The 16,814-nt window shown below is 55.7% G+C and carries 15 protein-coding genes and 1 tRNA gene; 8 read left to right on the top strand and 8 right to left on the bottom strand.

All coding sequences use genetic code 11. The features are described from left to right. Nucleotides 1-24: 24 nt before the first annotated feature. Nucleotides 25-582 (bottom strand): class IV adenylate cyclase, encoded by a 558-nt coding sequence (gene cyaB, locus Poly41_RS16260; RefSeq protein WP_146527675.1) that lies wholly within the window; start codon nucleotides 580-582, stop codon nucleotides 25-27. 5 nt (nucleotides 583-587) lie between these two features. After that, complete coding sequence (locus tag Poly41_RS34155) at nucleotides 588-1,454, bottom strand: hypothetical protein (RefSeq protein WP_197231384.1); 867 nt, start codon at nucleotides 1,452-1,454, stop codon at nucleotides 588-590. Nucleotides 1,455-1,617: 163 nt separating this feature from the next. On the opposite strand from Poly41_RS34155, the gene Poly41_RS34150 reads away from it, so the two are divergent. Beyond that, the gene (locus Poly41_RS34150) at nucleotides 1,618-2,259 is read left to right on the top strand and encodes a TlpA family protein disulfide reductase (protein WP_197231383.1); all 642 of its coding nucleotides are present in this window, start codon (nucleotides 1,618-1,620) and stop codon (nucleotides 2,257-2,259) included. On the opposite strand, the gene Poly41_RS16245 is transcribed toward Poly41_RS34150, so the two are convergent. Next, a complete protein-coding gene (locus Poly41_RS16245; RefSeq protein WP_146527669.1) occupies nucleotides 2,242-3,306 on the bottom strand; it encodes a thiamine phosphate synthase in 1,065 nt (354 codons plus the stop codon). The genes Poly41_RS34150 and Poly41_RS16245 overlap by 18 nt on opposite strands. Nucleotides 3,307-3,329: 23 nt before the next feature. Between Poly41_RS16245 and Poly41_RS16240 the strand changes: the two genes are divergently transcribed. The 3 genes from Poly41_RS16240 (at nucleotide 3,330) to Poly41_RS16230 (ending at nucleotide 5,924) form a co-directional block, all read left to right on the top strand. Next, nucleotides 3,330-4,049 carry an SGNH/GDSL hydrolase family protein gene (locus tag Poly41_RS16240; RefSeq protein ID WP_146527668.1) on the top strand — a complete coding sequence of 240 codons (720 nt, stop codon included), beginning with the start codon at nucleotides 3,330-3,332 and terminating at the stop codon, nucleotides 4,047-4,049. A 65-nt stretch (nucleotides 4,050-4,114) separates the two neighbouring features. Further along, nucleotides 4,115-4,187 (top strand) — tRNA-Arg (locus tag Poly41_RS16235). Nucleotides 4,188-4,235: 48 nt separating this feature from the next. Next, nucleotides 4,236-5,924: a glutamine--tRNA ligase/YqeY domain fusion protein gene (locus Poly41_RS16230; protein ID WP_146527666.1), complete on the top strand. Its 1,689-nt coding sequence runs from the start codon at nucleotides 4,236-4,238 to the stop codon at nucleotides 5,922-5,924. Here Poly41_RS16230 and recA read toward each other — a convergent pair. Continuing rightward, nucleotides 5,921-7,039: a recombinase RecA gene (gene recA, locus Poly41_RS16225; RefSeq protein ID WP_146527664.1), complete on the bottom strand. Its 1,119-nt coding sequence runs from the start codon at nucleotides 7,037-7,039 to the stop codon at nucleotides 5,921-5,923. The genes Poly41_RS16230 and recA overlap by 4 nt on opposite strands. Nucleotides 7,040-7,451: 412 nt before the next feature. Between recA and Poly41_RS16220 the strand changes: the two genes are divergently transcribed. After that, complete coding sequence (locus tag Poly41_RS16220) at nucleotides 7,452-9,824, top strand: TolC family protein (RefSeq protein WP_146527663.1); 2,373 nt, start codon at nucleotides 7,452-7,454, stop codon at nucleotides 9,822-9,824. A gap of 198 nt (nucleotides 9,825-10,022) precedes the next feature. Here Poly41_RS16220 and Poly41_RS16215 read toward each other — a convergent pair whose 3' ends face one another. Beyond that, a complete protein-coding gene (locus tag Poly41_RS16215) occupies nucleotides 10,023-10,529 on the bottom strand; it encodes a MaoC family dehydratase (protein ID WP_231615699.1) in 507 nt (168 codons plus the stop codon). Nucleotides 10,530-10,821: 292 nt separating this feature from the next. Between Poly41_RS16215 and Poly41_RS16210 the strand changes: the two genes are divergently transcribed. After that, nucleotides 10,822-11,217, top strand: a complete 396-nt coding sequence (locus Poly41_RS16210; protein WP_146527661.1) for a nucleotide pyrophosphohydrolase — start codon at nucleotides 10,822-10,824, stop codon at nucleotides 11,215-11,217. A 464-nt stretch (nucleotides 11,218-11,681) separates the two neighbouring features. Continuing rightward, nucleotides 11,682-13,406: a HEAT repeat domain-containing protein gene (locus Poly41_RS16205; protein WP_146527659.1), complete on the top strand. Its 1,725-nt coding sequence runs from the start codon at nucleotides 11,682-11,684 to the stop codon at nucleotides 13,404-13,406. A 33-nt stretch (nucleotides 13,407-13,439) separates the two neighbouring features. Here the strand turns inward: Poly41_RS16205 and Poly41_RS16200 are convergent, their stop codons facing one another. Beyond that, nucleotides 13,440-13,865, bottom strand: a complete 426-nt coding sequence (locus Poly41_RS16200) for an RrF2 family transcriptional regulator (protein ID WP_146527657.1) — start codon at nucleotides 13,863-13,865, stop codon at nucleotides 13,440-13,442. Between the two features lie 24 nt (nucleotides 13,866-13,889). Continuing rightward, on the bottom strand, nucleotides 13,890-14,690 hold the full coding sequence (locus tag Poly41_RS16195) for a phosphoadenylyl-sulfate reductase (RefSeq protein WP_146527655.1): 801 nt from the start codon (nucleotides 14,688-14,690) through the stop codon (nucleotides 13,890-13,892). Between the two features lie 360 nt (nucleotides 14,691-15,050). On the opposite strand from Poly41_RS16195, the gene Poly41_RS16190 reads away from it, so the two are divergent. Continuing rightward, nucleotides 15,051-16,190, top strand: a complete 1,140-nt coding sequence (locus Poly41_RS16190) for a HEAT repeat domain-containing protein (protein WP_146527653.1) — start codon at nucleotides 15,051-15,053, stop codon at nucleotides 16,188-16,190. Between the two features lie 273 nt (nucleotides 16,191-16,463). Here Poly41_RS16190 and Poly41_RS16185 read toward each other — a convergent pair whose 3' ends face one another. Continuing rightward, nucleotides 16,464-16,811 carry a histidine kinase gene (locus Poly41_RS16185; RefSeq protein ID WP_146527651.1) on the bottom strand — a complete coding sequence of 116 codons (348 nt, stop codon included), beginning with the start codon at nucleotides 16,809-16,811 and terminating at the stop codon, nucleotides 16,464-16,466. Nucleotides 16,812-16,814: the final 3 nt, after the last annotated feature.

The following is a 16,814-nucleotide window of genomic DNA, read 5'->3' as shown; positions in this document are numbered from 1 at the left end:
TGCGTCGCCCGCTTGGGGTGTGAATTATCCAATGTTTTCAAGCAACATTCTTAGGTAGCTCCGTGGTTCTGGGGAATCAAGTCCGAGCCGCGTGGCGAGCTGCTGAATCTGTGCTCGAGCCTTCTCAACCTCCGACTCGTTGCGGGCCATGCGCTCGATCTCAGCAAATTGGCCAAGTTGTTCCACTTCGTCAAGCACGATCACGAAACCGTCGAGTTCCCCTTTGGGCGGATCAAACGATTGCCGGATCTTCTTCACTTCGGCGACACGGTGAAAGCCCAGCAGTGTGAGCAGTTGCTCGGTCTTGTCGCCGCGATCATCACCCGGGCTGAGGATCCATTCGAGTTCACGGCGGGCTTTGATCTCGCCTGGCAATTTCGGCCCCTTGTAGGTGATGTACGGTACTTCGTTGACGCGGCGGACCCGCAGTGCCTCTTTCGACTCGGCAAAATCACGGCACGGGTGGTTGTAGTACGTATCGCAATGGTGATCGAGATCAGCGGGGATCATGCCAAGTTCCAACAGCATCGCTTGCACACGTTTCGAGTCACGGATCCTATACTTTTGTTCGATTTCAAACATGCTCGTCATTTCCTTAGGGGGGTCGGGGGCGGAATCAAGATTCTGCCGAAGGACGCGGGGGATCCCTCGCTGGTGACCCAGACGTCACCCTTCGCATCAACGCCGATCGCTTCAATCTGTCTCCAAGGTGGCAGTTCGGCGGGTTCGGGAAGGGAATTCAATTGGGCAGCAAGGCTGGCGTTTCGATCGCGACAACGAAAACAGAATCCCTTGAAGTAGTTGGCCACCCACAAATCGCCGTTTCGTGGGTTGATGTCAGCCGCAGTCACCATCGGCATGGCAAAGGCACCCATGTAGGTTGCGCTGGCATGTTTTGTCCAAGGTAGGGGATCGTTGAGGCAATCGAGATTCACCGCGTAGACCCGCGCGATGGGAAGCGAGTTTTTCGTAATCAGCAAAATCTGCCCGCGGTCGACATCGACGGCGACCGCCTCGCAATCGGCAGGTCCATCGGGATAGCTGACAACGATGGTGCCTACGCGATGGATCATCGTGGTCTTGGTGGGGTCAGGTTCTTCGACGAGATGCAACGAGATGCTGGATCGTCTGCGTTGGTTGTCTCCACAATCGGCCAGCAACAAATGGCTGCGGCCCCCGAAAAGAAAACTGGCCATGTCTTCGCAATCGATGGCGCTGGCCGCGACCAATTGGCACCTTCCCGAGGTTTGTCCTCGATCGTTGAACGCAAACATTCTTGCAGAGTCACCGGAATCATTGTGTGACCAAAAGTACCCCGGTTCTCGACTTGACGCCGCCAACCCGCTGCTTTCAACTAACAGCGGTTCGGCGATGGTTTGTTGCTTGGTTGTGGCGGTTGAGGTGTCGCCATGGTCATTTTCTTGTTGTGCGCTACCTAGGTGGAGGTTCAGCAAGAACGTCAAAGCGACTAGGCACGATCGAACCGGCCCGATGCCGCCAACGCATGATGTTTGCTTGGGACGTTTTCGAGCGCATCGATGGCGACGGGGGGTAGCATTCGCGATGGTCACGTGGTTCTCTTGCCCTTTTCAAACGCCAGCCCATTTGGATGAAACATTGAATTCGACACTCTCGGAATCGGATCCAGCACCGCAAACGCGTCCCGCTTCGGCGACACCGCCCTGGCTTTGGATGGTCCCGGTTATTCTAGTCGCCGGCTTGGTTTTCGTCAGTCGTACGAAGACGACGCTTCCATCAGGCCAGGACAGCGCTGCCATTGGTGAATCGGCCCCCGAACTTGATTTGCTGCGACTGACAAGCGATCCGGATCCTATAACGCTGGAGCAGCTGGTTCCAGGAAAAGTGACGTTGATCCACTTTTGGGGAACTTGGTGCGGTCCCTGCAAAATGGAGTACCCGCATTTGTCGGAAACCGTGGCGAAGCTGGAGGCGAACCCCCAATTCGAATTTGTTTCGATCTCCTGTGAATCGGGTTCGAGTGAAACCTATGATCACTTAAAACAGAAGACTTACGAGTTTCTCAATAAGATTCAGGCATCGACGGAGGTGTATGCGGATCCCTATGGCGTGACGCGATCGAGTGCGGCGGAGCGAATGCAACAGTCGGCAATGTATTTTCCGACGTCCATGTTGGTCGATCAGGAAGGAATCATTCGCGGCGTATGGCAAGGTTATGCACCTGAGGCCGTTGCAGAAATGGAAGCGGCCGTGATGCGACTGTTATCCGAGAGAACCTAGTTGCTCCCTGAGTTCCGCGGCGGCGGTGAGAGGATCTTCTGCATCGCGAATCGCGCCGGTAACGGCAATTCGGGTAAAGCCGGTCTCGATCACCTTCGAAAGATTGTTTCGCTCGATACCTCCAATTGCAAACGCCGGCATTGGAGTGGCCAAGGAAACTTCGCTGAGAAAGTCGGTTCCAGCGAACTCGGAAAACGTTTTGGTGCGGCTGCGGAACACGGGGCCACAACCGATGTAGTCGGCTCCGTCCAATTCCGCCCGCTTGACTTGCGGCAGCGAATGCGTCGAGACGCCCAGCAGCCGGTTGTCACCGATGATCGTTCGTGCCACCGACGCCGGCAATTCGTCTTGCCCGAGGTGAACACCATCCGCGTCAGCCGCAACGGCGATGTCGCAGCGATCATTGACAATGAATAGCCGGTCGAGTTCGCGAGCGATTGCCGCTCCCACGCGAGCGCGCTGGTACAACGTCGAGTCGTCGATGTCTTTGTCGCGAAGCTGAAACACATCGACTCCCGCAGCCGACAACGTTTTAATGGCATTGAGAAACGCTGGTTCCGACGAACCGGCATCGATCAAATAGTAGAGCTGTGATTTCGAAAGCAGACGGCGTCGACGATGATGGAGGACTTGAAGCTCTTGCTGGGCGCAAAGCTGGTAAGCACGGTAACGAAGCTGTTCGACCCGCCGTCCAAAATCGGCGTTGAGGGTCTTGCCGTATTCTTCAATGACCCGCAGCGATTGCTGGACACGTGCCGACGCAGCGACGACGACGACTCGCTTGCTGGGGCGATCGTACTCGGTCGCCGCCTCGATTTTCGTTCCGAGGTCACCGGGGGTATCGCGTGCGGACAACAACGACTCGCGAGACAGGTGTTGATCGACGGCGTTGGAGAGGTCATGCCGAAGCGATTTGAGCGGTTCGAAGATCGTAGGATCTTGTAGTTCAAATCTTGCAAACTCCTCCAAGGTTCGAATCCCCTCCGTCGCTCGATTTATGGAAGCGTCTAGGATACGATGGGTTGACCGGTTGGAAGGTAGTGTCATGACGCAAACAGGACTGAACGGAGATGATGAGAAAACAAAACGTAGTGATCGCGATTTTTTGCAGTTTAACGTTGATGGGCGGGTTCGCCGAGATCCATGCGCAGCAGAAGAACCCCGCATTTGCGGCTCCGGTCGCAGACCCATCTCTACCGAACGTGCTGTTGATTGGAGATTCGATTTCCATCGGCTACACGTTGGCGGTGCGTGAAAAGCTCCGCGGTATCGCGAATGTCTATCGACCGGCCACGAATTGTGGCCCGTCCACGAAGGGGGTCGAGTCGGTGGACGAGTGGCTCTCGGGTCACGCCTGGGACGTCATCCACTTCAATTTCGGGCTTCACGATCTGAAATTCATGGGCCCGGCGGGACAGAACCTCGCCGACCCAGCTGCCCCGACGAGTCAGGTCCAGGTTCCGATCGATCAGTACGCGGAAAACCTCAAGCAAATTGCCGTGAAACTGAAACAGACCGGGGCGACCGTGATTTGGCGAGAAACCACACCGGTCCCGGAGGGGGCGAAGGGCCGTGTCGTCGGGGATGCCAAAAAGTACAATTCCGCCGCTGCCAAAACGATCGCGGAGGTGGGAGACGTCCAGGTCGATCCCCTGTATGATTTTGCACTCAAGCACGCTGACCAGCAGCTGGCGGCGAACGTTCACTATACCCAAGCGGGTTCCGACGCCTTGGCCGAGCAAGTGGTTCGAGCGATCAAGGCGGCCCTGCAAGGGCGATCGCGTTCCTAAGGCACCGATCCATCGTCACCGAATAAAAATGGGAACACGATCCGGTGCTGCCAAATGGTGGATCCGCCCCCGTAGCTCAGGGGATAGAGCACTGCTTTCCTAAAGCAGGTGTCGCAGGTTCGAATCCTGCCGGGGGTGCTCTTTTTAATCAAAGCATGAAACACTGACCGACACGAAGAAAGATCAATGAGCGAGCAGGACGCAAAACGAGAGTCGAAGAATTTTATCCAGCAAGCGATCGATGCCGACTTGGCGTCGGGCCGGTATTCGGGCGTCTTGACCCGTTTCCCGCCAGAACCGAATGGGTATCTGCACATCGGGCACGCCAAAAGCATTTGTCTGAACTTTGGACTGGCCAAGGAATACGGTGGAAGTTGCAACTTGCGGTTCGACGACACCAATCCCACCAAGGAGGAAACCGAGTATGTCGATTCGATCATGGAGGACATTCGCTGGTTGGGGTTTGAGTGGGACAGTCTTCACTACGCCAGCGATTACTTTGAGCAGCTCTATCAGTGGGCCGAAAAGCTGATTGCCCAAGGCCATGCGTATGTTTGTGATCTGACGGCCGAACAAACGCGAGAGTACCGCGGGACTTTGACCGAACCGGGGCGCAACAGTCCCTTTCGTGACCGCACGGCGGAAGAGAATTTGGATTTGTTTCGGCAGATGCGAGCGGGTGAGTTTCCCGACGGTTCCCGGTCGCTGCGGGCCAAGATCGACATGGCTTCGCCGAACATGAACCTGCGCGATCCGGTGATGTATCGGATCCTACGCGCGACGCACCACCGCACGGGTGACGATTGGTGCATTTACCCGACCTATGATTGGACCCACGGCCAAAGCGACTCGCTCGAAGGCATCACCTTTTCGATTTGCACGCTCGAGTTTGAAAACCACCGCCCGCTCTACGATTGGTATTGTCAAAAGCTCGGCATCCATCATCCCCGTCAGATCGAGTTTGCCAAGTTGAAGCTCACGACGCTGTTGATGGGAAAACGTCACATGTTGCGAATGGTCAAGGAAGGCTATGTCGATGGCTGGGACGATCCACGCATGCCGACGATTTGTGGTTATCGCCGACGGGGTTACACCCCAGAGTCGATTCGTCGCTTCTGTGCCGAGGCAGGAATCGCCAAATTCAACAGCACGATTGATATCATTCGCCTTGAAAACGCCGTGCGTGAACACCTCAACGCGGTCGCACCGCGACGGATGGCCGTGCTCGATCCCATCAAATTGACCATTACGAATTGGCCCGAAGGCAAGGTCGAGATGACCGAAGCGGTCAATAACCCCGAAGAGCCCGCAGCCGGGAAACGCAAGGTTCCGCTTTCCGGGCATCTGTTGATCGAACAAGATGATTTCCGCGAAGAAGCGCCGCGTAAGTTCTTTCGACTGAAAAAAGGGGGGGCCGTTCGCTTGCGAGCCGGCTACATCGTGGATTGTCACGATGTTGTCAAAGATGACCAAGGCAACGTCGTTGAGATCCTCTGTACCTACGATCCCGAAACGCGTAGTGGCCAGGATACCTCGGGGCGGAAAGTCAAAGGGACGATCCACTGGGTGAGTGCGGAACATGCCGTCCGCGTCGACGTCCGGCTGTATGACCGCTTGTTTACCGTCGAAAACCCAGGGGCCCCCGAAGAGGGCAAGACCTTCGTCGACTATTTGAACCCCGATTCGCTGAAAGTGATCAGCGGATTCGTCGAACCCGCGCTTGCCGAGGCCTCCGTGGGCGAGCGCGTCCAATTTGAACGACTGGGGTACTATGTCGTCGACCGCGATTCCACCGAAGACCGCAGGGTGTTCAATCGAATCGTGTCGTTACGTGATACCTGGGGCAAGATGGAGGCCAAGGGGAAGGCGAATTAGCTGTTGGTCGCATCGGCGACTTCGGCTTCCACTTCACTGGCGTCCACCGCTTCGCCTTCTTCGACGGGACCACCGTAGCCGCCGGCGACCATGATCTTTTGCTGGATCTCGTCGGCGACATCGGTGTTTTCAATCAAGAAGTTTCGCGCCTTCTCTTTGCCTTGCCCCAGATAGGTTTCACCGTACTTGAACCACGACCCGCTTCGCGAAACGATATCGTGGGTCACCCCGAGATCGAGCAGATCACCTTCGAAGCTGATGCCATTGTTGTGCATCATGTCGAATTCGGCGATGCGGAATGGCGGCGCCACTTTGTTCTTGACGATCTTCGCCTTGACGCGTTGACCGACTTGCTCTTCACCATCTTTCAACGAACCAATTCGGCGGACGTCAATTCGGCAAGAGCTGTAGAATTTCAATGCTCGACCCCCGGGGGTCGTTTCGGGGCTGCCGAACGAAATGCCGCCGATCTTTTCGCGAATTTGGTTGATGAAGATCACCGCACATTTGCTCTTGGCAATGGCACCGGTCAATTTACGCATCGATTGGCTCATCAAGCGAGCTTGCAGCCCGACATGGCTGTCGCCAATTTCTCCTTCGAGTTCCTTCTTAGGGACGAGTGCCGCGACCGAGTCGATGATGATCACGTCAACCGCGTTGCTTTTGACGAGCATTTCACAGATCTGCATCGCTTCCTCACCACTGCTCGGTTGGCTAACCAGCAGGGTGTCGAGTTCCACGCCGAGTTTCTTGGCCCAGCTTGGGTCAAAGGCGTGTTCGGCATCAATGATCGCGGCAATCCCACCTAGCTTTTGCGCTTCGGCACCGATGTGCAGTGCAAGCGTGGTCTTACCACTCGATTCCGGACCGTAAATTTCGATAATCCGGCCCCGAGGAATCCCGAAACCGCCGAGTGCCATATCCAACCCGAGACTTCCGGTTGGAATGCCATCAATCTTGAAGGACTGGTTGCCTCCGAGTGGCATGATGGCGCCTTCACCAAATGCCTTTTCGATCTGCTGAAGCGTGGTCTTGAGCCCCGGCTCAAGTGCTAACATTGCCTTCAGAGCTGGGTCAACCTTCTCGCTCTTGGTTTTCGTTGCCTTCTTTGCCATTCCCTCGTTCCTTTGATAAGAAATTTCCCGTGAACATGATTATCGTAATGGTGTCAAGCTACCGTCACAAGCATGCAAATCTTTCGATGCCTGCATGGACCCAGTCGTTTCACCCACATTGCTAGTATCCGATGAGCGTGTGACAAGTCTGGTCACAGGTGAGGCGAGATTCTCGAATTTTCTCTGCGGGAGACGACCTTCATGAAAATTCCGAGAACCGTCAAAGTTTGCCCAGTCCATCACCGATAACTTCCCTTGGACGAGGTCTTCTTTGATCACTACAAGGTGATGACGACAACGAAGGCACGGAGGGGGGCTTCCACACTCGGCCCGTACGGGAATGCGCTCGTTGCAACGGCAACATGGTTTTTGGCGTGTTTCACGACGGCACCGCACTCGGGAAGCCTAGAGCATGAACCGCTCGTTGTTTCAACTCGCTGCGTATCTCCAGCTAGGGATTGCGATCCTTTTTGCGACCGGGTGCGCACCGACACAGCCCTTCTTTCTGAATGAGTCACCCGACCTTCAGTACTATCTAAATCATGCCACGGCGATCGAGTATCCCGACGTCGATGTGCAGAGTCTGCCTGAGACGACCGAGGCACTCTCGCCGCTGACGATCGGCAATCACGACTACCAATTCTGGGACCTGACGGTCGAAGAAGCGGTTAATATTGCGCTGCAAAATGCCAAGATCTTGCCAACCACCGGTGGCAATGCCGAATTTCGTCAAAACATCGCGTCGCAGTTCACCAGCGGTAACGCCGACCAATTCGGCAGCATCTATGATGTCGCGGTTCAACAATCGACCACTCAATCGGTACCGTTGACCGTCGATGGTAGTGGCAACCGCGTCTTACCACGTGGCGTGCTGCGAGCGAATCAAATCGGTGGCGTCGAAGATGCACTGGCTGAATTCGATGCTCAAGCGAGCGGCTTTTTCAGCTACGGTACGACCGATCGTCCTCGAAACGTTGGCGCTGCCAACACTGTCAATCCACAATTCTTTCAATCAACCGATGCGACACAGCAATCGGCACTCAGCAAGCGTTATGCGACCGGTGGGGTCGCGACGTTGCGTCAGCAAGTCATTTACTCAATGAACAATGCTGAGATCAGTCCGATCTCTCGCTCGGTTCCAAGCGATTGGACCGCGATCGTTGAAGCTCAGGTGCAGCATCCGCTGATGCGAAATCGTGGCACCTTGATCAATCGTATCCCGGTCGTGCTGGCGAGCTTGAACGAAGACATTTCGATCGCCGACTATGAAGCTCAAGTTCGTAACTTGGTTCGCGATGTTGAGAACAAGTACTGGGACCTTTATGTTTCCTATCGCAATGTTTCAACTGCGATCATTGGCCGCAACAGCGCCGTGGCAACAGCAAATTTCGCACGAGCGAATTTGGAAAACGGCACCGGCACGATCCAAGAGTTGTCGCAGGCGGTGGCTCAGTATTACCAGTTCCGCGGCATTCTTGAATCCTCGATTGCCGGCTCCAATTTGCCGGGAACCGTTGACCGTTTTGGGGTCTACGGTAACGAACGACTGCTTCGTGAGGTGATGGGATTGTCTCCCACCGATGGTCGCCTGATTCGCCCGATCCAAGAACCTTCGCTCGCTCGAGTCGAATACGACTGGAATGAAGCGGTTGCACAGGCGTTGTACCTCAGCCCTGAACTACGCAAGAACAAGACACGGCTGAAACAACTCGAGTTGGAGTTGATGGCCGCCAAGAATCAAATTCTGCCAGAAGTGAATTTGTCACTGTTGTACCGCTGGGTCGGCGTCGGCGACACGCTGGGTCCACCCCAGCGAAGAGATGTGCAGTTTCCGAATCCCGGCAGCAGTGCACTCGCGGAATTGACCGGCGGCAACTACCAAGAAGGTGCGATTCGTTTGGAGATCACGCCACCGGCGTTTGGGGCCCGCCGCGAATTGACTCGCATCCGCGGAGCTCAACTTCGTTTGGCTCGTGACAAAGCATTCCTACAAGACCAAGAACGTTTGTGGGTGAGTCAGTTGAGTGATGGTTTTGCAAAAGTGTCAACGCACTATCAATTGGTACAAACCAACGCACAACGTTGGCAGGCAACCGAAATGGAAGTCAATGCACGCTTGGCCGAACTGAAACAAGGTCGCAGCCCCGTGAACGTCGTGCTGCAAAGCCAGCAACGTCGTGCCGAAGCAATGATCGACTACTACCGCGCTCTGTCGGAATACAACAAGTCCATGAACTACGTCGACTACCTCAAAGGCACGCTGCTCGCGAACAGCAACATCACCCTTCGTGAAGGGCCGTGGAACAAGAAGGCCTATTGGGACGCGCTGGAACGAGCACGTGAACGCAATGCAGGTAAGCAAGTTAAGTATGGGGTGACTCGACCGGGGGTTGTGCGAACCGGGCCCGTGCGTGATGCCAACACCGCCGCCGGGATGATGAATGGCAGTGTCTCGAGCATGGGGCAAACGCTGGCACCGAACATCGAAGGCGAGATCTTTCTGAACGATCCGAATGGCTCGCTGAATATGGACCCCGAACTCTATCGCGATCCGATCGAGATTCCCGAGACATTGGAACTCGGGGAAATGGGATCGCCTCAAGAGATGTTTGATCCGGGACCCTCGATCCGTCAATTGCCCGACGGTCCCGAAGCGACGGACGCCCTGCAACCCCTTGATGCACCCATTGGCAGTGCCCTGTCACCGATCAGCTACGAGGCCGAAGTGGTTGACACCGGGTATGTCCCAAAACCGGTTGCCCGCCGTCCGGTGCCAATGCCTTAGCCTGCTGATTGGTCCTAAGCCCGTCCTTCCAACGAACCCATCAATCGACCATCCGTAGGGCGGAGGCATGCGAGGGTTGTCCCGCACACGCGTCGGGAACTCACAACCTTTGCACACGAAAGCTCGAGTTGCGTTGAAAAACGCCTCGAGCTTCTCGTCGTTGCTAGGTTCCTCGGCCGATCAACTCGTCGCGCATTGCTATCGCGCCGGTAACGACTTTCGCGACGAGGGTTCGCGTTGAACGAGATGCCGAGCCCGGGCTCGTGTTGCGACCAATGTCACAAAGCGACCTCGCTGGACGACCTTTCCATGTTGGTTCAGCAGTTGGCGGATCCAGGTTACTCGGCCTGATCGACGGCCATGTGATTGGATCTGTTCTACGGTGGTACACACTTGAACGCGGTCACCAAAAAAGATGGGCGCTTCGAATTGCCAGTCCGAAATTCCTACAAGTGCCAACGTCGCCGCATTGGGATACTCGCTACTCAGCCCTGCGAGGACGCTGAGCCCCAACAAACCGTGGGCAACCGGTTCGCCGAACGGCGATCGTGCTGCATCACTGCTGTGCAGCGGATCATTGTCTCCGGTCAAAAGAGCAAAGTCAGCAACATCGTCCGCCGTGATCTCTCTCGATGGACTCCGCCAAGAATCACCAACCTTCATGTCTTCAAGATAAACCGGCTCGGATGCAGTGATTGGATTCAACGCTTGCTCAACATAGGGATCATAGGAAGGGAAGCGGGGATGCTCCGCAAATCGATCGAGGCAACATCATGTCCCGAAACGATGAAAATCAAAAGGCGCCTTTTTTCGTTCGGCTGCTAAAACAGCCATTTCCCGCCACCCGTCGATGGAGTTGTAGCGACCAACTAGACTCTACTAGCAACATCCAAGCATACTTCAGCCGCATCGCCGGAAGCACGAAAGTGATGCGGTTTGCGAAAAAAGGGGTATCGCTTGTGACGATTTTCCTCGCCTTTTTGCGGAATGCCGAAGAATGACGGAATTGCCATCAAATCGACTACTGACATCCGACCTTACCATTGGGCAAGCACAAAAGTACGTCGACCAGTGGATACAAACGGTCGGCGTCCGATATTTTGACGAGATGACCAATTTGGCCCAGCTGGTTGAAGAGGTCGGCGAAGTGGCGAGAATCCTGTCACGAACCTGTGGTGAACAATCCTGCAAACCGGGCGAGAAGGTTGGTGATTTGAGTGATGAGTTGGCGGATGTTCTGTTTGTCGTCATCTGCTTAGCCAACCAATCCGGCATCGATTTGACCGCAGCGATGCAGCAAAATCTCCTCAAGAAAACGGTCCGCGACGCAACGCGACACCAGCAAAATGAGAAGCTTGGAGGGACCGGAACCGGGCATTCGGAAGCAACCTAACAGCATCCGCAAAGATCCCCCCCTCCCCCCCCTGACCGACAACCGACAAACGACAGCGGTGACCGATACGACGGCTGCGTCATTTTCGGACCTAGCACGAGTGTCAGAAACCTTAAGTTCCGTCCGGTTTGTGAGCCGACGACTCATCTCACCGTCGCACACGACCCTTGTGTATCTACCTTGTGTATCTAAGTGACACCTGCGCGCTTGTTTTGATCCTGCAAAGGATCTCAGAAGGTAGACGGGGGTCGCTGCGAAGCGGCGCACCCCCGGGTACACTGGAACAGGTCCATCGAACAGGTTTGCTAGCAAACTCTTTTTGTTAGGAAGCGGTCGTCGTGACCGCATCGAGGCTGGGTCGATTGCGAAGCCGAACCGGTCGACTCCTCTTGCTCCGCCTACATCTCTTCCGCTATCAACGATCCCACTGCGTTCATTTCCCCCCTTCACGACCGAGTTATCTGATGCGCGGCAGGCAGCTACCCCTTGTTTTTGATCTGGTTCCACCTCACCTGCTGAAGCTCCGCGCCGTGACCGTGGGGTTGCTGGTGCTTTTCGGCGTGATGGGCTTAGGCGGCTGCTCGTCGCTATGGAACGGCGATTCCGAAGATGGTGAAAGGGATGCACGGCTACGTGAATTGTTGAAGGTGCCGGCGCCGCCCGACCTGATTCGTGATGCCGCAATCACTCAAGGGATGCACACCATCCAGGTCGATGGGGTTGCTGCGGTCAATGGATTGTCCGGTACGGGGGGGGCAGCGATTCCGTCAGTGTATCGCGATCAATTGCTTGAAGAAATGCGGCGCCATGACGTACCCGATCCAAACCATTTTTTGGAACTAAATGATACCGCGCTGGTCCGAGTGCGCTCCTTCGTTCCCCCCGGTGCACGACGAGGGGATCCCGTCGATTTGCGAATCCTTTCGCCCCCACGAACCGAAACCAAAGATCTGCACGGCGGTTGGGTGATGGAAAACCGGCTCCGTCATCAACAAATGTTACAAAGCAGTGTCCGGCAAAGTGAAGTGATGGTCGTCGGAACCGGGCCGCTGTTGACGCGAGCGGATCATGATCCGAGCGCTGACGAGGCGTATTGTCTTGAAGGGGTGGTTTTGGGGGGAGGCCGCATCCAAGTGGATCGGAAATTGGGCCTGATCCTGCGTCCGGAATACCAACATGTGAAAATGGCTGCCGCCATTGCAGCCGCGATCAATCGACGGTTCTATTTCTTTGACGGGACCACTCGCCGTGGAATTGCCAAGGCGATTGAAGATGACTACATCGAAATCGAAACGCATCCTCGCTATCGAGGCAACGAGGCTCGAATGGTCGCCGTCATTCACGCGCTCGGCGTTGCACCGGAGTCTTCGGCGACGCAAGAACGCTTGCTGGAACTCGCCAGTCGATTGGCGGAACCGGCTACCGCATCCGACGCGGCGCTTCAATTGGAAGGGCTGGGCGAAAGCGCGATTCCCACGCTGCTCGAAGGGCTGCAATCCAGCAATCCTGAACTACGATTCTATGCCGCTGAAGCGCTCGCCTATCTGGATCGAACCGAAGCGATCGAACCATTGGTTGAAGCGGCTCGTGACGTTGCCGCGTTCCGCCACCCCGCTCTGTTGGCCCTGCAAGGCATTGAACAGCATCTGGCCATCGATGGGTTGTCAAGGTTGCTCCAGGAACCGAGCCTCGAAACACGATACGGCGCCTTCTGTGCCATTCGTCGTCGCCCCGATGGACGTCAACACCTGACTGCCGAAGCACTTGGAGATTCATTTCGACTCTATGAGATTCCCTCCGATGCGTTGCCGGCCATTGTGGTTTCACTCAAAGAGCATCCAGAAATCGTTGTGTTCGGCACTCCACAGCCGATGCAGATCTCAACCTTCCTGATGGGACCGCATGGTGTCATGCTCAAAAGCGATCCGAAGCAACCCGGGATGCTCCGCGTCAGCCGTTTTCAAGCGGGAAAGGATGATATGCGGGCGACCGTTGCGAGTGATATCCGATCGGTCATTCAAGGGATCGCGGCGGTGGGTGGCGGCTACGGCGATGTCGTTGCCGTCCTGAGGGAAGCCAAGGAAAAGGGTTTCTTAAAAGACCAATTGGCCATCAATCCGCTGCCCAAAAGTCTGCGTACCTATTTCCGAGAGGACCCTCCGGAATCCGAAGAAGACGAGATGCTCTAAACGCAACTCGCGTTGATCCAACGTGGGTTTGCCTTAAATGTAAAACATCGTCGCTTCGCCTTCGCGACATCGCTGGGCAAGGTCGCTTAGCCGCATGCTGCTCAAGACCGCTCGCGAGGCTTCATCGGCATCGTCCCATACCTGTTGCAACGCTGTCGCAGAGCCTGTGGGATTGTCTGTCAAATGGTTGTGCGCCGCTTGGCATGCCATGGCTTCGGCGATATCGAGCAAGGTGATTTGCCCAGGATCGACCGTCAACCGATAACCTCCCTGGCTGCCTCGCACACTTTGTACCCATCCTGCCACACGCAACGGCCGCAGGATCTGAGCCAGGAATGGGCCGGGAATCTGATGCCGATCGGTAATCTCGCGAACGGCAACCGGAGCAGAGTCGTCGGCGCGCATCGTCAATTCCAACATTGCGAGACAGGCGTAATGAACTCGTGCGGAAATGACCATCCCACCAGGACCCTTTGTCAACGCTTAGGACGAGTGCAAACCACACTCGGTCTTTTGGAAACCTGCCCAACGTCCGGCACGCTCGTCTTCGCCCGCCATCACCGCACGCGTGCAGGGTTGGCAACCGACGCTTGGGTACCCTTGATCATGCAACGGGTTGTAGGGAATGTTCTCGCTGGTGATCAGTGACCAAACATCCTTCTTGGTCCAATTCGCCAAGGGGCTGACTTTGACCAACTGGAATTTTTTGTCCCAACCGACAATCGGTGCCCGTGCCCGATCCGGACTCTGGTCGCGACGAATCGCACTGGCCCAAGCATGCCATCCCTTGGCCGCTCGGTGCAAAACGCTCAACTTACGATCAAAGCAGCAGCGGTTTGGATCGGTCTTGTAAACCGGCCCACCGTTGGCCGCCTCGTACTCCGCAACCGTTGTCTCAGGGTATTTGAATTCCACTTCGATCCCATAACGCTTCTTGATCGTCTCGCGGAGCTCCAACGTCTCTGCAAACTGGTAGCCTGTTTCGAGATTGAAAATCGGCGTTTCCGGGGCGATCTCGGCTAACATATGGATGATCGTCATCCCCTCGGGACCAAACGCCGTCGCCATCGTAAATCGAGGAGCGAACCGATCAACGGTCCAGCGCAAAACCTCTTGTGGCGTCGCCTTTTCAAGCCCATCACTGTCCCGTTGGAGCTCGCCAAGGAAGGCTTCGGTCGGTTCCAACGGGGGGGAAGCCGCTAGCGCACCGAGCGGTTCGGCCGATTCGCCGTCATTTGCTCCTATCGACAACAATTTCAGTGGCGGAGGACTTGGTTGACTCATGTTCCGGTTCGAAAGGTAGGCGAACGATCTGACGGCAGCAGCCATTTTGACGTAGTATACCTGCTATGCACGATGGGCGTTTCTGAATCATATAAACATGATCCGTTTAGTCAACTATAGTTGTCGGCGTTTTGAATCGATCGAATTGAACGAATCTGCGGATTCAAGTCTCCCCAGGGACGATCTATTGGCGATACAAGTCGGAAACCGAGCGTAGGCGGGTTAGAATAGAGCCGTTGGTATCCTTTGCTCTACTTCCCCCCCTCGAAGGCTTCGATGCGGAACCCAAACAGAAGCACGCCGTGCCGCCTCGCTCGATTTGCAGCGTTGTTTCTTTTTTTCCCATCGACCCTTTCGGTGATGGCCGACACGATCGAGCTTCGTAGCGGCGGGCACGTTAGCGGTCAGGTCCGCCGCTTCGAAGAAAAGAAGATCGACATCGTCGACGTGGACGATGACATCCGAATTGCCTTCCCGACCAGCCGCGTTCGGCGAGTGGTGTCGTCGGACAAGTTATCGGAGTACCGGCAAAAAGCGGCCGAAGCAGGTGAGGACGCAGAGGAGCACTATCAGTTGGCGATTTGGTGTTTGCGAAACATCTCCGATAGTCCTGAAACGTATAAACGGTTCCACATGCAGATGGCGATCCGCTTTGACCCAGAGCATTCCAATGCACGAGCGTCGCTCGATTACGTCAAGGAAAACAATCGATGGATCCGCTACAGTGACTTGCAGCGTTCGCGAGGCATGATTTCGGTCGCACGCAAGTGGATGCTTCCCGAGGCGGCGGCGATCGAGAAGTTGAAAGACTCCACCAATATCGATGCAAAGCAGTGGATTCGAGAGATCGATCGGTTGTTAAGGATGGTTTTGCGGAAAAACACCAAATCAGCTGAAGCCTTCGAGGCACTCAAAGCGATTGAGGATCCGTTGGCAGCCGCGGCGATTGGTGACCAATTGATCAAGGGAAATCACGATCGGGGATTGAAACTTCTCTGGATCGAATTGCTGGGACGTTTTCAGACCACAACCGCCGTCAAGGCCTTGGTGCATGCGGGCCTGCAAGAAAACGACGATGTGGTTCGTGAAGCGGCGCTGGAACAATTACAAAACTTTGGAAGCGCTTCGGCCGTCGCGTCGTACGCGAGGATGCTTCGCAGCAACCGCAAGTCGGATGTCACGCGTGCGCTACGTTCGTTGAGTTTTTTCCCGGATATCGAACTGGCACCGCTATATATCAATGCATTGGTGACCAAGCATTCGCTCACGCGACAAGTGGGCGGTGGAACCTCCGCTGGGTTCGGTGACACCGGTGGCGGTGGCTTTTCGGCCGGTAGCACGACGCAGACCTTTACCGACTATCAGGAGAATCCAGGAGCATTGACGTTATTGAAAATGGTCGAACCTGGAGCCGATTTCGGCTACGACAAGCAGGCATGGCGAGAGTACTTTGCTGCCAAGCGAGGCAGCTACAGCGGTGATTTACGGCGAGATCCGTAGGGCGGCACGGCCGCAGCGAAGCAAGCTAACCGCTCGCCCGGATTAATCGTTGGAGTGGTAGGCTTTAGCCGATTGCGTGCTGGATCCCTGCTGAATCGGCTAAAGCCTACCACTCCAACGTGCTCAGTCTGTTTTTGACTCATTCGATGTAAGCTGATTGCATACAAAGGGTTACGGGGAATAGGTTGGGACGGAGGAATAATCCGGGCTCGGGGTGGCGTGGGCCCAATGCCGTTGGTCGCTGGCATCACCTTCAAGTAACAACAAATTCGTCTATTGGAACAAGGTTGCGAGCGCCCCATCAAATTGGCCTCGGGTCAACACGACCGGAACGCCTGCTTCGCGCGCCTCTTTGAGCCGAGCGATTTGAACATGCGGTCCGTAGGCCATCAGTTTCGCCTCGCAGCATCGCTGTGCCACTTCGGTGACGAGGTTCGGGACCAACCCGCTGCGCGTGGACAAGTCGAGAATCACAAAACGCACGGAACTCAAATCACCCTCGGGCAAGGATCCGCCGAATTCAAAGGCAAACCCAGCCGTTTCGGCCGCGCCGCGAACTCGCGACGCAAACATCAGGTCTCCCGAGAGAAAGATCACACGACGGGAAGGGGCTTCGTTCATCAA

Source organism: Novipirellula artificiosorum (genome assembly GCF_007860135.1).
GTDB lineage: Bacteria > Planctomycetota > Planctomycetia > Pirellulales > Pirellulaceae > Novipirellula_A > Novipirellula_A artificiosorum.
The sequence above is the reverse complement of the archived record's forward strand: the minus strand, read 5'-3'. Positions and strand labels throughout refer to the sequence as shown.